The organism is Luteimonas sp. gir, from assembly GCF_037198055.1.
Lineage (GTDB): Bacteria > Pseudomonadota > Gammaproteobacteria > Xanthomonadales > Xanthomonadaceae > Luteimonas > Luteimonas citri_A.
The window spans coordinates 1-13,959 of record NZ_JBBAXQ010000001.1; the positions used below are offsets into that span (position 1 = coordinate 1).

General features: G+C 70.1%; 15 protein-coding genes. 7 read left to right on the forward strand and 8 right to left on the reverse strand.

Annotation, left to right across the window (positions count from 1 at the left end; translation table 11 throughout):
* Window positions 1-297 precede the first annotated feature (297 nt).
* Complete coding sequence (locus WAF18_RS00005; RefSeq protein WP_337243283.1) at window positions 298-744, forward strand: DUF192 domain-containing protein; 447 nt, start codon at window positions 298-300, stop codon at window positions 742-744.
* Between the two features lie 64 nt (window positions 745-808).
* Window positions 809-1,609: a tetratricopeptide repeat protein gene (locus WAF18_RS00010; RefSeq protein ID WP_337243926.1), complete on the forward strand. Its 801-nt coding sequence runs from the start codon at window positions 809-811 to the stop codon at window positions 1,607-1,609.
* Window positions 1,610-1,649: 40 nt separating this feature from the next.
* On the opposite strand, the gene WAF18_RS00015 is transcribed toward WAF18_RS00010, so the two are convergent.
* Window positions 1,650-1,841 carry a rubredoxin gene (locus tag WAF18_RS00015; protein ID WP_183425332.1) on the reverse strand — a complete coding sequence of 64 codons (192 nt, stop codon included), beginning with the start codon at window positions 1,839-1,841 and terminating at the stop codon, window positions 1,650-1,652.
* A 77-nt stretch (window positions 1,842-1,918) separates the two neighbouring features.
* Here WAF18_RS00015 and thiE point away from each other — a divergent pair, with 77 nt between their 5' ends.
* Genes thiE through WAF18_RS00030 form a run of 3 tightly spaced genes read left to right on the forward strand, consistent with a single transcriptional unit; the run spans window position 1,919 to window position 4,481 of the window.
* The gene (gene thiE / locus WAF18_RS00020) at window positions 1,919-2,548 is read left to right on the forward strand and encodes a thiamine phosphate synthase (protein ID WP_337243284.1); all 630 of its coding nucleotides are present in this window, start codon (window positions 1,919-1,921) and stop codon (window positions 2,546-2,548) included.
* A gap of 26 nt (window positions 2,549-2,574) precedes the next feature.
* Window positions 2,575-3,867: a glutamate-1-semialdehyde 2,1-aminomutase gene (hemL, locus tag WAF18_RS00025; protein WP_337243285.1), complete on the forward strand. Its 1,293-nt coding sequence runs from the start codon at window positions 2,575-2,577 to the stop codon at window positions 3,865-3,867.
* Entirely contained in the window at window positions 3,864-4,481 is a 618-nt protein-coding gene (locus tag WAF18_RS00030) for an HAD family phosphatase (RefSeq protein WP_337243286.1), read from the forward strand. Before hemL ends, WAF18_RS00030 begins: the two co-directional genes overlap by 4 nt.
* Window positions 4,482-4,528: 47 nt before the next feature.
* Here WAF18_RS00030 and WAF18_RS00035 read toward each other — a convergent pair whose 3' ends face one another.
* From WAF18_RS00035 to WAF18_RS00045, 3 genes are all read right to left on the reverse strand, one after another.
* Entirely contained in the window at window positions 4,529-5,755 is a 1,227-nt protein-coding gene (locus WAF18_RS00035; protein ID WP_337243927.1) for an acetylornithine transaminase, read from the reverse strand.
* Between the two features lie 97 nt (window positions 5,756-5,852).
* Window positions 5,853-6,836, reverse strand: coding sequence for a YiiG family protein (locus tag WAF18_RS00040; RefSeq protein WP_337243287.1), 984 nt, complete (start codon window positions 6,834-6,836; stop codon window positions 5,853-5,855).
* Between the two features lie 66 nt (window positions 6,837-6,902).
* The gene (locus WAF18_RS00045; RefSeq protein ID WP_337243288.1) at window positions 6,903-7,721 is read right to left on the reverse strand and encodes an NAD(P)-dependent oxidoreductase; all 819 of its coding nucleotides are present in this window, start codon (window positions 7,719-7,721) and stop codon (window positions 6,903-6,905) included.
* A 104-nt stretch (window positions 7,722-7,825) separates the two neighbouring features.
* Between WAF18_RS00045 and WAF18_RS00050 the strand changes: the two genes are divergently transcribed.
* A complete protein-coding gene (locus WAF18_RS00050; protein WP_337243289.1) occupies window positions 7,826-8,551 on the forward strand; it encodes a hypothetical protein in 726 nt (241 codons plus the stop codon).
* Between the two features lie 22 nt (window positions 8,552-8,573).
* Here the strand turns inward: WAF18_RS00050 and WAF18_RS00055 are convergent, their stop codons facing one another.
* Window positions 8,574-9,080, reverse strand: coding sequence for a DUF2867 domain-containing protein (locus WAF18_RS00055; protein WP_337243290.1), 507 nt, complete (start codon window positions 9,078-9,080; stop codon window positions 8,574-8,576).
* Window positions 9,077-9,748 (reverse strand): serine/threonine protein kinase, encoded by a 672-nt coding sequence (locus WAF18_RS00060; RefSeq protein WP_337243291.1) that lies wholly within the window; start codon window positions 9,746-9,748, stop codon window positions 9,077-9,079. The genes WAF18_RS00055 and WAF18_RS00060 overlap by 4 nt, the downstream gene beginning before the upstream one ends.
* Window positions 9,749-9,844: 96 nt before the next feature.
* On the opposite strand from WAF18_RS00060, the gene WAF18_RS00065 reads away from it, so the two are divergent.
* Complete coding sequence (locus WAF18_RS00065) at window positions 9,845-11,857, forward strand: bifunctional DedA family/phosphatase PAP2 family protein (protein WP_337243292.1); 2,013 nt, start codon at window positions 9,845-9,847, stop codon at window positions 11,855-11,857.
* Here WAF18_RS00065 and WAF18_RS00070 read toward each other — a convergent pair.
* The gene (locus WAF18_RS00070) at window positions 11,834-12,415 is read right to left on the reverse strand and encodes an LON peptidase substrate-binding domain-containing protein (protein WP_337243293.1); all 582 of its coding nucleotides are present in this window, start codon (window positions 12,413-12,415) and stop codon (window positions 11,834-11,836) included. The two genes, WAF18_RS00065 and WAF18_RS00070, sit on opposite strands and share 24 nt — an antisense overlap.
* Window positions 12,416-12,531: 116 nt before the next feature.
* Window positions 12,532-13,911: a DcaP family trimeric outer membrane transporter gene (locus tag WAF18_RS00075; RefSeq protein WP_337243294.1), complete on the reverse strand. Its 1,380-nt coding sequence runs from the start codon at window positions 13,909-13,911 to the stop codon at window positions 12,532-12,534.
* Window positions 13,912-13,959: the final 48 nt, after the last annotated feature.

The following is a 13,959-nucleotide window of genomic DNA, read 5'->3' on the forward strand; positions in this document are numbered from 1 at the left end:
TCGTCAACACCTTTCGGTGAATCTTCTTGCCTTCCCTTCGTGGCCCGAACCCAAGTTCGTTTCCGCCGAAGGAGCCGCACATCTTAGCGCAGCTTCCCGATCTGTCAACTCCCTGTGAAATCCCAGAAGTCCGACCGTTCCCCGCTTCCCTGGCCGACCTCAGCGTCGTCGCAGCGTTGCGGGGCGCGCATTGTGCACAAGCTCGTCACATTTGCATAGCGTTATTTTCACCTTGCCCATCTTGACCGCCGTCGGCGCTTGTCCAAAGGTGTGGGCTTCCCCTTCGAGGCCCTGGCCATGCGTGCGATCCGTCTGATGATGCTGTGTCTGTTCGCGGCGCTGCTGCCCGCCTGTGCCAGCGGTACGCCCTGGGTGGAACTGGCCGGCCACCGCTATCAGGTGGAGGTCGCGACCACCGACGAGGCCCGCGCACGCGGCCTGATGTTCCGCGATGTGCTCGAGCAGGGCCACGGCATGTTGTTCGTGCACGAGACCGAGGCGCCGCAGGCCTACTGGATGAAGAACACCCATATCCCGCTCGACATCCTGTACTTCGATAACGAGCGCCGCCTGGTCTCCCAGCAACGCGACGTGCCCCCGTGCTCGGCCGGCAACCGCTGTCCTGCCTACCCCAGCGAGGGGCCGGCACGCTTCGTGCTCGAGCTCAATGCCGGCGAGGCGCAGCGCATCGGCCTGCGCGATGGTGCCGTGCTGACGTTGTCGCCGGCGATCCATGTGCCTTGATCGGTCCGCCGTGAGCGGCGAGGCGCCAGCGGCTGCGCCGCTGACCTGGGCGCAGGTCGGTGGGATGGCGCCCGCGGCGCTGCCGCTGTTCGAGGCCGCGCTGCTGGTCGCGCGCGACGAGTACCCCGATCTTGACGTGCGCGCGTTCGCCGCGCGCATGCAGGCGCACGCGGCGCATCTGCGCATCGAGGTCGATGCGATCGATGCCGGCCCGTTGAAGATGCAGGCGATCAACCGGCACCTGTTCGAAGAAGCCGGCTACACCGGCGACCAGGCGAACTACTACGATCCGCGCAACAGTTATCTGAGCGACGTGATCGAGCGCCGGCTCGGCAATCCGATCTCGCTGGCGATCGTGCAGTGCGAGGTCGCGCGCCGGCTCGGCGTTCCCCTGGCAGGCATCTCGTTTCCCGGCCACTTCCTGGTCCGGCTGCCGGTCGGCGACGGCATGCTGGTCATGGACCCGTTCAACGGTGGGCGCCCGCTCGATATCGACGAATTGCGCATGCGGGCAGCGGCGCACCTGGGCGGAACGCCACCCGACGACGATGCACTGGCCGCGCTGCTGCGCCCTGCCACGGCGCGCGCGACCGTGATGCGGATCCTGCGCAATCTGCATGCGGGCTATCGCGAGACGGGCGACTGGGCACGCGCGGCGCGTTGCGCTGACCGGCTACTGACCCTGCATCCGGGCGCGTGCGATGCGCTGCGCGATCGCGGGCTCGCCTATCTGGCACTGGGATATGTGACGGGCGCGCGCAACGACCTGGTGCGCTACCTGCAGGCGGCCCCCGAGGCCGACGACGCCGATGCGATCCGCGAGCGGCTGGTCGAAGCCGGCCTGCATCGCCATCGCGCGCACTGAGCGGCCGCACCCACGCACAGCCGGCTGGGCGTGGTGCGGCTTAAAGCACCATCATCTCGAAGTCGTCCTTGGTGACGCCGCAGTCGGGACAGGTCCAGGTCTCGGGCACATCCTCCCAGCGCGTCCCCGGCGCGATGCCTTCGTCGGGCAGGCCTGCTGCCTCGTCATAGAGAAAGCCGCAGACGACACACATCCATGTGCGGTAGGCGGTCTGCGTCGAAGTGTCGTTCATCGGATAATGGGGGCTGCAGCGGCGTCGGTCCGGAGCCGCATTGTCCCATCGCGTCCCGTGGACCGGAACCCATGCCGATGAACGCTTCCCCGACCGAGCCGCCGCGCGGGCTGTACCTGCTCACGCCCGACGAGATCGACACTGCGCGGCTGCTGGCGCGGGTGGCCAGCGTGCTGCCGCATGCGACATGGCTGCAATACCGCAACAAACGCGCCGACGCGGCGCTGCGCCGGGAACAGGCCAGCGCATTGCTGGCGCTGTGCCGGGCCACCGGCGTGCCGCTGCTGGTGAACGACGACTGGCGGCTGGCGGCCGAGCTCGGTGCCGACGGCGCGCATCTGGGCGAGGACGACGGCGCGCTGGTCGAGGCGCGCGCGGCGCTGGGGGCACAGGCGATCCTGGGTGCGTCCTGTTACGACGACGGCGCACTGGCGGTGCGCGCGGTCGAGGCCGGCGCCAGCTACGTCGCCTTCGGCAGCTTCTACCCCTCGCCCACCAAGCCGGCGGCGCGCCGCGCACGTCCTGCGCTGCTGCGCGAGGCCGCCACGCTGGGCGTGCCACGGGTGGCGATCGGCGGCATCACCCCGGACAATGCACGCACCCTCGTCGCGGCCGGCGCGGATCTGGTCGCCGTCCTCAGCGGCGTGTTCGATGCGCCGCACCCGGCCGGCGCCGCGCGCGCCTACCGCGCCTGCTTCGGGCTCTGAGCCCGCCCTTATTCTCTGGAGTCGTCATGGATACCGCTCGTTCGCAAGCTCTGTTCGCCCGCGCCCGCACGCTGCTGCCTGGAGGCGTCAACTCGCCGGTGCGCGCGTTCAAATCCGTGGGCGGCGAGCCGTTCTTCGTGCAGCGCGCCGACGGCCCGTATCTGTTCGACGTCGACGACAACCGCTACATCGACTACGTCGGCTCCTGGGGCCCGATGATCGTCGGCCACAACCATCCCGAGGTGCGGCAGGCGGTCAAGCGTGCGATCGGCGACGGCCTGTCGTTCGGCGCGCCGTGCCCTGCCGAGGTCACGATGGCCGAGCGCATCACCGCGCTGGTGCCTTCGTGCGAGATGGTGCGCATGGTCAACTCGGGCACCGAGGCGACGCTGTCGGCGATCCGCCTGGCACGCGGGGCGACCGGTCGCAGTTGCATCGTGAAGTTCGAAGGCTGCTACCACGGCCACGGCGATTCGTTCCTGGTCAAGGCCGGCAGCGGTGCGTTGACCTTCGGCGTGCCGACCTCGCCAGGCGTGCCCAAGGCACTGGCCGACCTCACGCTGACCTTGCCCTACAACGACTTCGACGCTGCCACCGAGCTGTTCGAGCGCGCAGGCGACCAGATCGCCGGGCTGATCATCGAGCCGGTGGTCGGCAACGCCAATTGCCTGCCCCCGCGCGAGGGCTACCTGCAGCACCTGCGCGCGTTGTGCACGCAGCACGGTGCACTGCTGATCTTCGACGAGGTGATGACCGGCTTCCGCGTCGCGCTCGGCGGCGCGCAGGCGCGCTATGGGGTGACGCCGGACCTGAGCACGTTCGGCAAGATCATCGGCGGCGGCATGCCGGTGGGCGCCTATGGCGGCCGACGCGCATTGATGGAACAGATCGCACCCGCCGGCCCGATCTACCAGGCCGGCACGCTGAGCGGCAATCCAGTGGCGATGGCGGCTGGGCTGGCCATGCTCGACCTGATCTCCGAGCCGGGCTTCCACGATAAGCTCGAGGCCGCGACGCACACCCTGTGCGACGGCCTGGAGGCGGCTGCGCGCGAGGCCGGCGTGCCGTTCACCACCACCCGCGTCGGTGCGATGTTCGGCCTGTTCTTCACCGACCAGCCCAGTGTCGATACGTATGCGCAGGCCGTCGCCGGCGACACCGCGGCCTTCAACCGCTTCTTCCACGGCATGCTCGAACGCGGTGTGTTCCTCGCGCCGTCGGCGTTCGAGGCCGGGTTCCTGTCCTCGGCGCACGACGCCGATGTGATCGGCGCGACGATCGCCGCGGCCCGGGAGGCATTCGCCGCCATCGCCGCGTGAGGCGGACGCCGCCGCAGCTGGTGCTGTTCGACTTCGACGGCGTGCTCGCGCATTACGCACGCGATGCGCGCCTGCGCGACTTGGCGCGCGTCGCGGGGTGCGCGCCGGCTCGGGTCGCCACCGCGCTGTTCGCGTCGGGCCTGGAGCGCGCCTACGACAGCGGCGCGATCGACACCGCAGCCTACCTGCAGCAGCTCGGCGACGCGCTTGGCTGCACGATCGACGAGGACGCGTGGATCGCCTCGCGCGTGACCGCCTGTCGCGTCGATCCCGCGGTGCTGGCGCTGGTGAGCTCGCTCGCGCAGCGCGTGCCGATCGGCGTGCTCAGCAACAACGGCGCGCTGATGGCCGAGGCGATGCGCCGCATCGTGACGCCGCTGTTCCCGGCGCTCGACGGACGCGTGCTGTGCAGCGGCGCGTTGCAAGCGCGCAAGCCCGAGCGCGCGATCTTCGAGCGGGCACTTATGCACTTCGGCGTCGAGGCGCGGCAAGTGCTGTTCCTCGACGATCTGTTCGTCAACGTGCGCGGCGCGCGCGCCGCCGGACTGCAGGCCGACACCGTGCACGACGCGCGCTCGCTGCGGCGGGTGCTGCGGCGGCACGGGCTGGGCTAACCCGCCGATACGATGCGGACGGCGCAGCGTGCGCGGCCGCCCGCATCTCACCTCGCCGCGAGGTGCTCGACCAGCGCGGCCCGCAGGCGCGCCAGGCCTTCGGCGATATCGGCATCGGTGATGTTCAGGGCCGGCACGAAGCGCAGCACGTCGGGCCCGGCCTGCAGCAGCAGCAGGCCGTGTTGGGCAGCGCGGTCGAGAATGGCGGTGGCCTGTCCGGCGTACTCGGGGCGCAGCACGGCGCCGAGCATCAGCCCGCGGCCACGGACTTCGGAGAACAGACCGAGCTCGGCATCGAGCGCGGCCAGACCGTCGCGCAGCGCACGCGACTGGCGCACGACGTTCTCGGCGATCTGCTTGGATGCAATCTTGCGCAACGCGACGCGTGCGACCGCGGCGGCCAGCGGGTTGCCGCCGAACGTGGTGCCGTGGTCACCGAACTGCATCGCATCGCTGACCTTGGGGCCGGCCAGCAGCGCGCCGATCGGAAAGCCACCGCCCAGCGCCTTGGCCAGGGTCACGATGTCGGGCGTCGCCCCATCCTGCTGGAAGGCGAACAAGGTGCCGGTGCGCCCCATGCCGCACTGGATCTCGTCGAGCACCAGCAAGGCCTCATGGCGGTCGCACAGCGCGCGCACCGACGCCAGGTAGCCGTCGGCGGCGGGCATGACGCCGCCCTCGCCCTGCACCGGCTCAAGCATCACCGCGGCGACGTCGCCACCGGCCATCGCGGCTTCGAGCTGCGCGATGTCGTTGAAGTCCACATAGCGGAAGCCGCCGGGCAATGGCTCGTAGCCGGCCTGGTACTTGGGCTGCGCGGTCGCGGTGACCGTGGCCAGGGTGCGGCCGTGGAAGCTGCCGCGGCAGGTGACGATCACCCGGCGGTCGGGACTGCGGCCCTGCGCCGCGGCCCACTTGCGCACCAGCTTGATCGCCGCCTCGTTGGCCTCGGCCCCGGAGTTGCACAGGAATGTGCGCGTGGCGAAGCCGCTGGCCTCGACCAGTTCGGCCGCCAGCTGCAGCGGCGGCGCGCTGTAGAACACGTTGCTGGTGTGCCACAGCTTGCCGGCCTGCTCGACCAGTGCGGCGACGAGATCGGGATCGTTGTGACCGAGGCCGCACACGGCGATCCCTGCCGACAGGTCCACGTACTCGCGACCGGCATCGTCCCACAGGCGTGCGCCCTGGCCGCGTTCGAGCACGAGCGCGCGCGGCCGGTACACCGGCAGCACATAACGGGCCAGGGACAGCGGGGCGTCGGTCGCGGTGCTCATGCCGGGGAAATCGCTCGAGAAGAAAAGGGAATCGCGCATTCTCGCGCATTCCGATGCGCACCGGCGGATCGGGCCGCATCCCTGCAGCCCGCAGCGGTCACAGCCTGTTCGCGCGCTCGACCAAGACGTTGTAGGCGTCGAGCACTGCCCGCGCCGAGCCGCGCGGCGCCAGGGTCGAGGCCGGATTGTCGAGCATCCGCTGTTCGTCTTCGGTATAGGGCGTCCCGGCACGCGTGCGTTCGATCCGCGCCCGCGCGACGCGCCGCAGGTCGTCGAGACCGCTGTTGAAGCTGGCCCAGCGGTCCGCCATGCCGTCCTGGCTGGCGACCTGCGCGCGCGCCTCTTCAGCCAGCGCGTCGAACGCCTCAAGCTCGCGTTCGGCCTCCGCCACGTCGAAGGTGCGCTCGGCCATGCGCTCGACCATCGACTTGGCATCGGCCATCAGCGAGAGGTGATAGAAGTCGGGCGTGCGTCCCTCGCTTTGTTCGAGCGCGGCGATCCGCGCGCGCTGCTCGCCGTCGATCTGCGCTTGCAGCTGCGACGACAGCGCGTCGCTGGCCTCGCCGTAGGCGGTGATCGCCGCCAGCAGCGGCGGGTGCATGCGCTTGCCCTGGGCGAACGCGTCCTGGCGGAATCCATCATCGGCGTAGTAGCGCGACGCTTCCTCGAACAGCGGCACGAGGGCCTTGGCCGCATCGCGGAATCGCACGACCGCCGTGTCGAGCTCCGGCAGTGCCGGCTCGGCGGTCAGCACTCGGTCGACCGGGCCTGCGCACTGGTCCAGGCCCAGGCGCGGGACATAGCCCGGCCCAAACGCCTTGGTCTCATCGCCACGCGGGCCAGCTTGCGGGTCCTGCATCCAACTGCCGTACACCGCGATGCCCTTGCGGACGTCCCCGTCCATGGCGTTGAAGCACGACACATAGGCATTGACCTTGCCGTTGCGTACCTGGCGCGCTTGCTCGGCCTGGGCGGCTTCGACTGCATCGGCGCCGGCCTGCAGCGGATTGCGCTCGCAGGCGGTCAGGCCGACAGCAACACTCAATGCCCACAGTGCCGGCAGCAACTTCCGGGATCTCACGGTCTCTCCTTTGAAATCGGTTACAGCCCGCCAGAATAGCAAAGCGTCAACGCCGATCGCAGCGGTTCAGTCCAGGAACAGATCGGGCAGCAACGGCTGCGAAGGGTCGACCGCATAGGCGTCGAGGTCGGTGATGCCCGCCTGGTGCAGCACCTCGTCGTCGATCAGGAATTGGCCGTGGAAGCCGGCCGCACGGCGCACCAGGATCGCGTGCGCCGCATCGCCCATGATCGCCGGGCTGCGGCCGTTGCCGCGTTCGACCCCGGGAATCATGTTCAAGGCATCGGTGCCGATCAGCGTCCGCGGCCACAGCGCATTGACCGCGACCCCCTGCGGGCCGAACTCGGCCGCCAGGCCCAGCGTGACAAAGCTCATGCCCATCTTGGCCAGCGTGTAGCCGGTGTGCGGCGCCCACCACTTGGGATCGAGCGACGGCGGCGGGCACAGGGTCAGGATGTGCGGGTTGGGGGCTGTGAGCAGATGCGGCAGGCAGGCCTGCGCGCACAGAAAGCTGCCGCGGGCGTTGACCTGCTGCATCAGGTCGAAGCGCTTCATCGGCGTGTCGAGAGTGCCGCGCAGCCAGATCGCACTGGCGTTGTTGACCAGGATGTCGACGCCGCCGAAGGCGTCGACAGTGGCGGCAACGGCGGCCCGCACCTGGTCCTCGTCGCGGATGTCGCACTTGAGCGCCAAGCCTTGGCCGCCTGCGGCGTTCACGGCCTCGGCCGCGCTGTGGATGGTGCCCGGCAACCTGGGGTTGGGTACCGACGACTTCGCGGCGATCGCGACGTTGGCGCCATCGCGCGCAGCGCGCAGCGCGATCGCCAGACCGATGCCGCGCGAGGCGCCGGTAATGAAAAGTGTCTTGCCGGCCAGTGTGGACATGTCCCGGGTCCCGTCGATGAGATCGCAGGCATTATGCGCATGGCGCTGGCCGTATTCAGGCCACGGCGCGATACTGACCGGCCCTTCCGCCACAGGTCCTGTCGATGCGCCCCATCGCCCTCGCATTGCTCGCACTGTCGCTGGCCGCCTGCAGCGATGCGGCGCCCGATGCCGCCGACCGGGACGTCCCGGTCGCCCAGCCTGTTGCGCAGCCGGCGTCGAACGCCGGGGCGATGCCGGCACCGATGGCACCCGAAGCGATCGCCGACGGCGACGACCTGGCGGTGGGCCCGGCTTCGGTCTGGCAAGGCGATCTGTCGCCTTGCCGCACCGGTGCGACGGCGGTCGACGCCTGCCTGCTGTCGACCATGCAGGCCGGTGGTGCCTCGCCCGAGGCACTGGCCGCGACCACACGCCTGATCGCACTCGGCGACCCTGGCCATGTCAGCGGCTGGCGCTCGATCGACGGTGTGGGCAATGCGCAGATCACCTATCCCTTCCGCGCCAACACCAACGAGGGTTTGTGGCTGGTCGATGCCGACGGCCACGCGGTGGACGTGGACGAAGCCGTGCCGCCAGCAGGCGAAGGCCGGATGCGCGATGCACTCAAGCCGTTCCTCGATGCGCACCCCGATGCAATGCCGTTCGCACCGGCGACCGCCGCAGGCAGCGAGGCCCTGGCCGACGGCGGCCTGCGGCTGCGTTTTCAGGTGCCGATGCGCAGCTGTCACGCCTGCGCCGATCTCGGCACGCTGGTGCTGGGCTACGACTTCGACGCCGATCGTCGGTACGTCGGTCGCAACGTCGTGGCGGTGCGTGCGGCCGACTGACGGTGCGTCCAGCCGACGACGCTCAGGCGTAGGCGCGTACCTGCCGTTGGAGCAGATGCGGCACGATCAGCCGATGGATCGATGCGACGGGCTGCATGTACAGATGCCCGAACGCATTGTGGACGTGCACGACCGTGGCCACCTCAAGCACGCTGTCGCCATGCCATTGCACCGCCAGTTGCACCCGCAGGTGGCGGTCGTCGTCTTCGAGCACGATCGCCGCGTCGCCCAGCGCCTGGAGCGTGAAGATGCCGAGGCGCTCGCCCGGCCGCGGCGTGCCGGTCGTCTGCACCGCACGCAGCGCGCCCAGATCTTTCATGCCCAGCAGCCGCAGGCTGCGATTGCGCAACGTCATCAGGCCATCGAACCAGCCCGGCACGGCGGCAGCGAGGTTGCGATAGGCCTGCAAGGCCGTACGGCCGCCACGCAGGGTCTGGACGCGACTGGCATGGCGGAAATCGGCGCCGGGCAGCTGCGCGTACAGCGCACTGCGCGCATCGGGCACGCCGGACACCACGCGCGGCGTCAAGGCTTGGGCCCCTGGCCCTCGTTGTCTTCCCACTTCAGCAATTTGCGGGTGACCACGCGATAGACCGGCTTGCCGGTGCGGAACCACAGATCGCGCACCCAGGAGCGCCGCCGCAGCAGGCGCTGCTCGACCGGCGTGAGCGCGGCGCGGCAATAGGTGCGCTTGTGCTTGAGCAGGTGACGCAGGTCCTCGCGCGCGAGCAGCCGCATCCAGCGCGAACGCGGATCGCCGACGACGGCGAGCTGGAAGTCGATGATCGCCGGCCGGCCATCGTCGAGCACCAGCCAGTTCGCCTCCTTGGCCAGGTCGTTGTGCGCCAGGCCGCGCCGGTGCAGCGCCTGCAACTGGCGCCGCGCATGGCGGAAGTAGGCCAGATCGCCGTGCGGCGGGCGCTGGTACATCGCAGCGCCCGCCATGTAGCTGCGGTCGAGCCGCCGTCCGTCCCAGCGCAGCAATTGCGGCACATCGGCCATGCCGCGCACGCAGGCCAGCCCGCGCGCTTCGCGGCGCGCCAGCCACCAGGCCGGCAACCGCAGCCACAGCGGCACGTGGCGCAGGTCCCGGCGCACGAACAGGCCGCCGTCGGCGCCACGCATCAGCGCGATGCGGCCGAAGCTGTCGGACTTGAGTGCACGCAGCTCAGTGGCGGTGTCGACGGGCGATGACATGGCCGCATTGTACGGATCGGGCCCGGGGTTAACGTCGGCCGACGCGGGGGTGGCGCACAAGGCGGGCCAAACGCGATGCCCTGCCATAATGGCGCGATGCTCAGCGACTTCTTCAACAGCCTCATCGGGTGGGTCGGCGACCACCCGGTCGCGGCCGGCATCGTGATCTTCCTGATCGCCTTCTGCGACTCGGTCATCGTGCTCGGCGCCATCGTGCCGGCGCTGCCGCTGCTGTTCGCGATCGGCGTGCTGATCGGCCTGGGCGAGATCTCCGGCCCGTACGCGATCGCCTGCGCCACGCTGGGCGCGATGGCCGGCGATGGGCTCAGCTACTGGGTCGGCCACCGCTGGGGGCACGGCCTGCGGAAGGTATGGCCGTTCCACAAGTTTCCGCAGTTGCTCGATCGCGGCGAGACCCTGTTCCGCCGCAATGCCGTCAAGAGCATCCTGATCGCCCGCTACGTCGGCGCCATCCGGCCGTTCGTGCCGGCGATCGCCGGCATCGCGAAGATGCCGTTGCGGCGCTATCTGCCGGTCAGCGGCGTGGCCTGCCTGTCGTGGGGCGCGCTGTTCCTGGCGCCGGGCTGGCTGTTCGGCGCGTCCTACGATGCGGTCGCCGCGGTCGCCGACCGGCTGGCGATCGTGCTCGGCGCGCTGGTCGCGGTGCTGGCGCTGGCCTGGGCCATCGTGCTCTACACCTATCGCTGGTTCGACGCGCACGCCAACAGCCTGCTCGCGCGCCTGCTCGGTTGGACGCGCCACCATCCGCGGCTGGGTCGTTACGCGGTGGCGCTGGTCGATCCGCGGCGCCCGGAATCGGCCTCGCTGGCGATCCTGGCGGTCTGTCTGCTGGCGATCGGCTGGGCCTGGTTCGCCTTGCTCGCGACGGTGATCATGCGCGGCGAGCCGCTGCTGATCGACCAGACCGTGTTCCAGTTCATGTACGAACTGCGCAATCCGCTGGCCGACCGGCTGATGGCCGGCCTGGCCTCGATCGGCGATGTGCATGTGCTCGGTCCGGCGGTCGCATTGACGCTCGGCTGGTTGATCTGGCGGCGCCGCTGGCTGGGCGCGGCGCATTGGCTGGCGGCCCTGGCCTTCGGCATGGCGCTGACCGCGCTGCTGGGCGCGGTGATCGACATGCCCAGGCCGCCGACCGCCCACGGCGGCTTCGGTTTCCCGGCGGTCGAGATCACGATGGCGACGATCGTCTTCGGCTTTTTCGCGGTGCTGATCGCGCGCGAACTGCCCGGGCGCTCGCGGGTCTGGCCGTATCTGGTGTCGGGCGCGGTGGTCGCGGTGCTGGGCTTCGCCCGGCTGTACCTGGGCGCGCATTGGCTCAGCGACATCGTCGGCGGCATGTTGCTGGGCATCGTCTGGCTGCTGGTGCTGGGCATCGCCTATCGCCGCCATGTGGACCGCTCGTTCTGGATGCGTCCGGTGGCGACGATCTTCTATGTCACCTTCACGCTGGCCGCGCTGTGGCATGCGCCGCGCGCGGTCGATCCGCTGCTGACACGCTTCGTCGCTGCCCCGCCGGCGCGGACCATGGCGGTCGGCGAGTGGTGGGGGCGCGACTGGGCGCAGTTGCCCGGCCAGTTGCGCGAGCGCGACCCGGCCCATCGCTGGCCGCTGGACCTGCAGGTCGCCGGCCCGCTGGCACCGCTGCAGGCCCGGCTCCAGGCGCAAGGCTGGCAGGTGCAGCCGCAGGCCGACTGGATGCAGGTGCTCAACCTGCTCGACGACGATGTGCCCGCCAACGACAAGCCGGTGCTGCCAGCCACGCTCGACGCCAATGCCGAATCGCTGTTGATGCGTCGGGTGACCGACGAATCCCGAATCGAGGTCCTGCGGCTGTGGCGCGCGCCGGCGCAGCTCGACGACGCGCAGCCGCTGTGGCTGGGCACCAGCCAGTCGATGCTGCTGACCCGGCCATTGGGCCTGTTCAGCCTGTGGCAGCCGCAGCCCGATGCGCACGGCGTGCATCGTGGCTTGCGCGACGTGCTGACGGGCTTCGAATGGCGCGAGGACGTGCATCCGCAGTCGGGCGTGCCCACCTTGCGGCTGCGCATCGCTGGCGACGGCTCAGTCGTCGACCAGCCGCAGTAGCGTCTCCAGGCGAACGTCCGGATCGTCCTGCTGCAACAGCTGCTGGCGCTGCGCGGCGGCCAGCGGCAGCAGCTCGGCCAAGCGCCAGCCGACCCACGCCGCATCGTCGAACCGCGGTTCGGGGAACGCGCGGTCGGCGCCCTCGATGCGTTCGAGAATCTTGCGCAGCACAACGCCCAGTAGAGCATGCTCGGGCTGCAGCTCGATCGCCGGGTCGGGAGCGCACCAGTCGACATCGGCGACCACCAGCCCGTTGTCGCGCACGCGGGTGCGCTCGACGCGGAAGCGCCGCGCGCCGCGCACACGCAGCCGCAGCAGGCCATCGGCACCGGTGTCGAAGTCCTCGACCGACGCCTCAGTACCGACGCTGGCAGGCGTTGCCGGCGTGCCGACCTCGCCGCCCTCGAGAATCAGGCAGATGCCGAAACTCGTGCCGCGACGACCACATTCGCGGAGCATGTCGAGATAGCGCGACTCGAACACACGCAGCGCCAGCGACGCGCCGGGCAGCAACACGGCATCGAGCGGAAACAACGGCAGCGAAGCGGATGTCGTCATGCCGGCCATCCTAGTGGCTGCACGATGAAAACGTCATCCTGCGTGCCGTGCCGGGCGTGCGAGGCGCCCACGCGCCGGCGCGTTGCCGTGCCGGCGCGCAGGTGCCGTCGTCGCGATCAGAAGCTGTACTTGATGTGCGTGTGCACGCGTTGCAGGTCGCCTTCCAGCCCGTTCTCCAGGCGACGATCGGCCCAACTCAGTTCGCCGCCGACATCGAGATTGCGCGCCGGCGAATAGATCATGTTGACGCGGAACGACTGCGCACGCTCGGTGACGCTGCCGCCGGTCAACAGCGGGTCGTTGTCGAGCGAGGCCAGCGAGTAGATGACATTGCCGCGCAGCTTGGGCGAGAACGCGTGCCGCCATGCGGCAAAGCCGCCGTAGCCGCGCTGGCTGTGCAGGCGGCCATCGGCATCGAGCACAGTGTCGCTGCCGAGTGCGAAGCCCAGATACCGCCCGATGCCATCGCCACCGCTGACCATGTAGCGGATGTCGTCGTTGGCGCCGAGGTTGAATCGGCCCGAGACGCTGAGCGCCGCGCCCGAGGTGCTGGCATCGCCGCTGCGCAAGCGCCGCGCCAGGCCGGCGACGGTGAAGTGGCCCCAGTCGCCGCGGGTGATCCAGCGCGCGGTGACATCGGGCAGCCGGTCGTCGCCGCTGTTGAAGCGCGCGGTCCGCGACAGGTACGGGGTCACCGTGGTCTGCGGGTTTTCCACCGAAACCGACCACGGGCCGCGCGTGTAGCGCAACTGCGCCTGGCGGTTGAAGACGGTGCCTTCGGACGGCCCGGTGAAGTCGACCGCGTCGGGCAGCGCCGCGACATCCTGGAAGTTCGACCAGGTCTGGCCGGCGAGCCAGCCGTTGTAGCTGACGTAGGCCTGGCGCAGGGTCAGTGCGTAGGTGTTGGTGATCACCTCGTTGCCGGCCAGCGCGTTGCTGCCGCCGCCGTACATGTCGGCCTCGATGTAGGCCTTGATCGTCTTGCCGCTGTCGGTGACGGTGTCGGCGCCCAGCCAGAAGCGCGAGAACTGCGCGTGCACATCGCTGTAGGTGCTGCTCTGGCCCTGGCCGTCGGCCGCAACCGGGGTCGCGCCAGGGAAGTAGAACAGCCGGCCGGGCGAGCCGTCGGCGATCTGCCCGTCGCTGGTGCGCGTGGTCATCGCATCGAACTTGATGAAGCCGCCAAACGAGAACGTGGTGCCGGGCGCCGCGCCGGGCATCATCGGGTTGCGGGCAGGCGTCGCGCTGCCCGCCGGCGCGGGCGCCGGGGCTGTGGTCGCGACTGCGGTCGAGGGCGCCGTCGTCGCCGCCGGTGTCGCGGTCCCGCGGTGGCTATCGAGCAGCGCGCGCAATTCGCGCATCTCGCGCTCCATCTGGCCCAGTCGCGCCTCGACCGCGGCGACGTCGACGTCCTGCGCCGACACCGGCGCAATGCAGGCGGCCGCGACGGCCAGGGCGATCGGCGACAGCCATCGCTTCGCGTTGGATCTGGACATGTGACTCCCTCTCCCAAGCAGCGGCCCGCCCCGGGTTGGGGCGGCGAC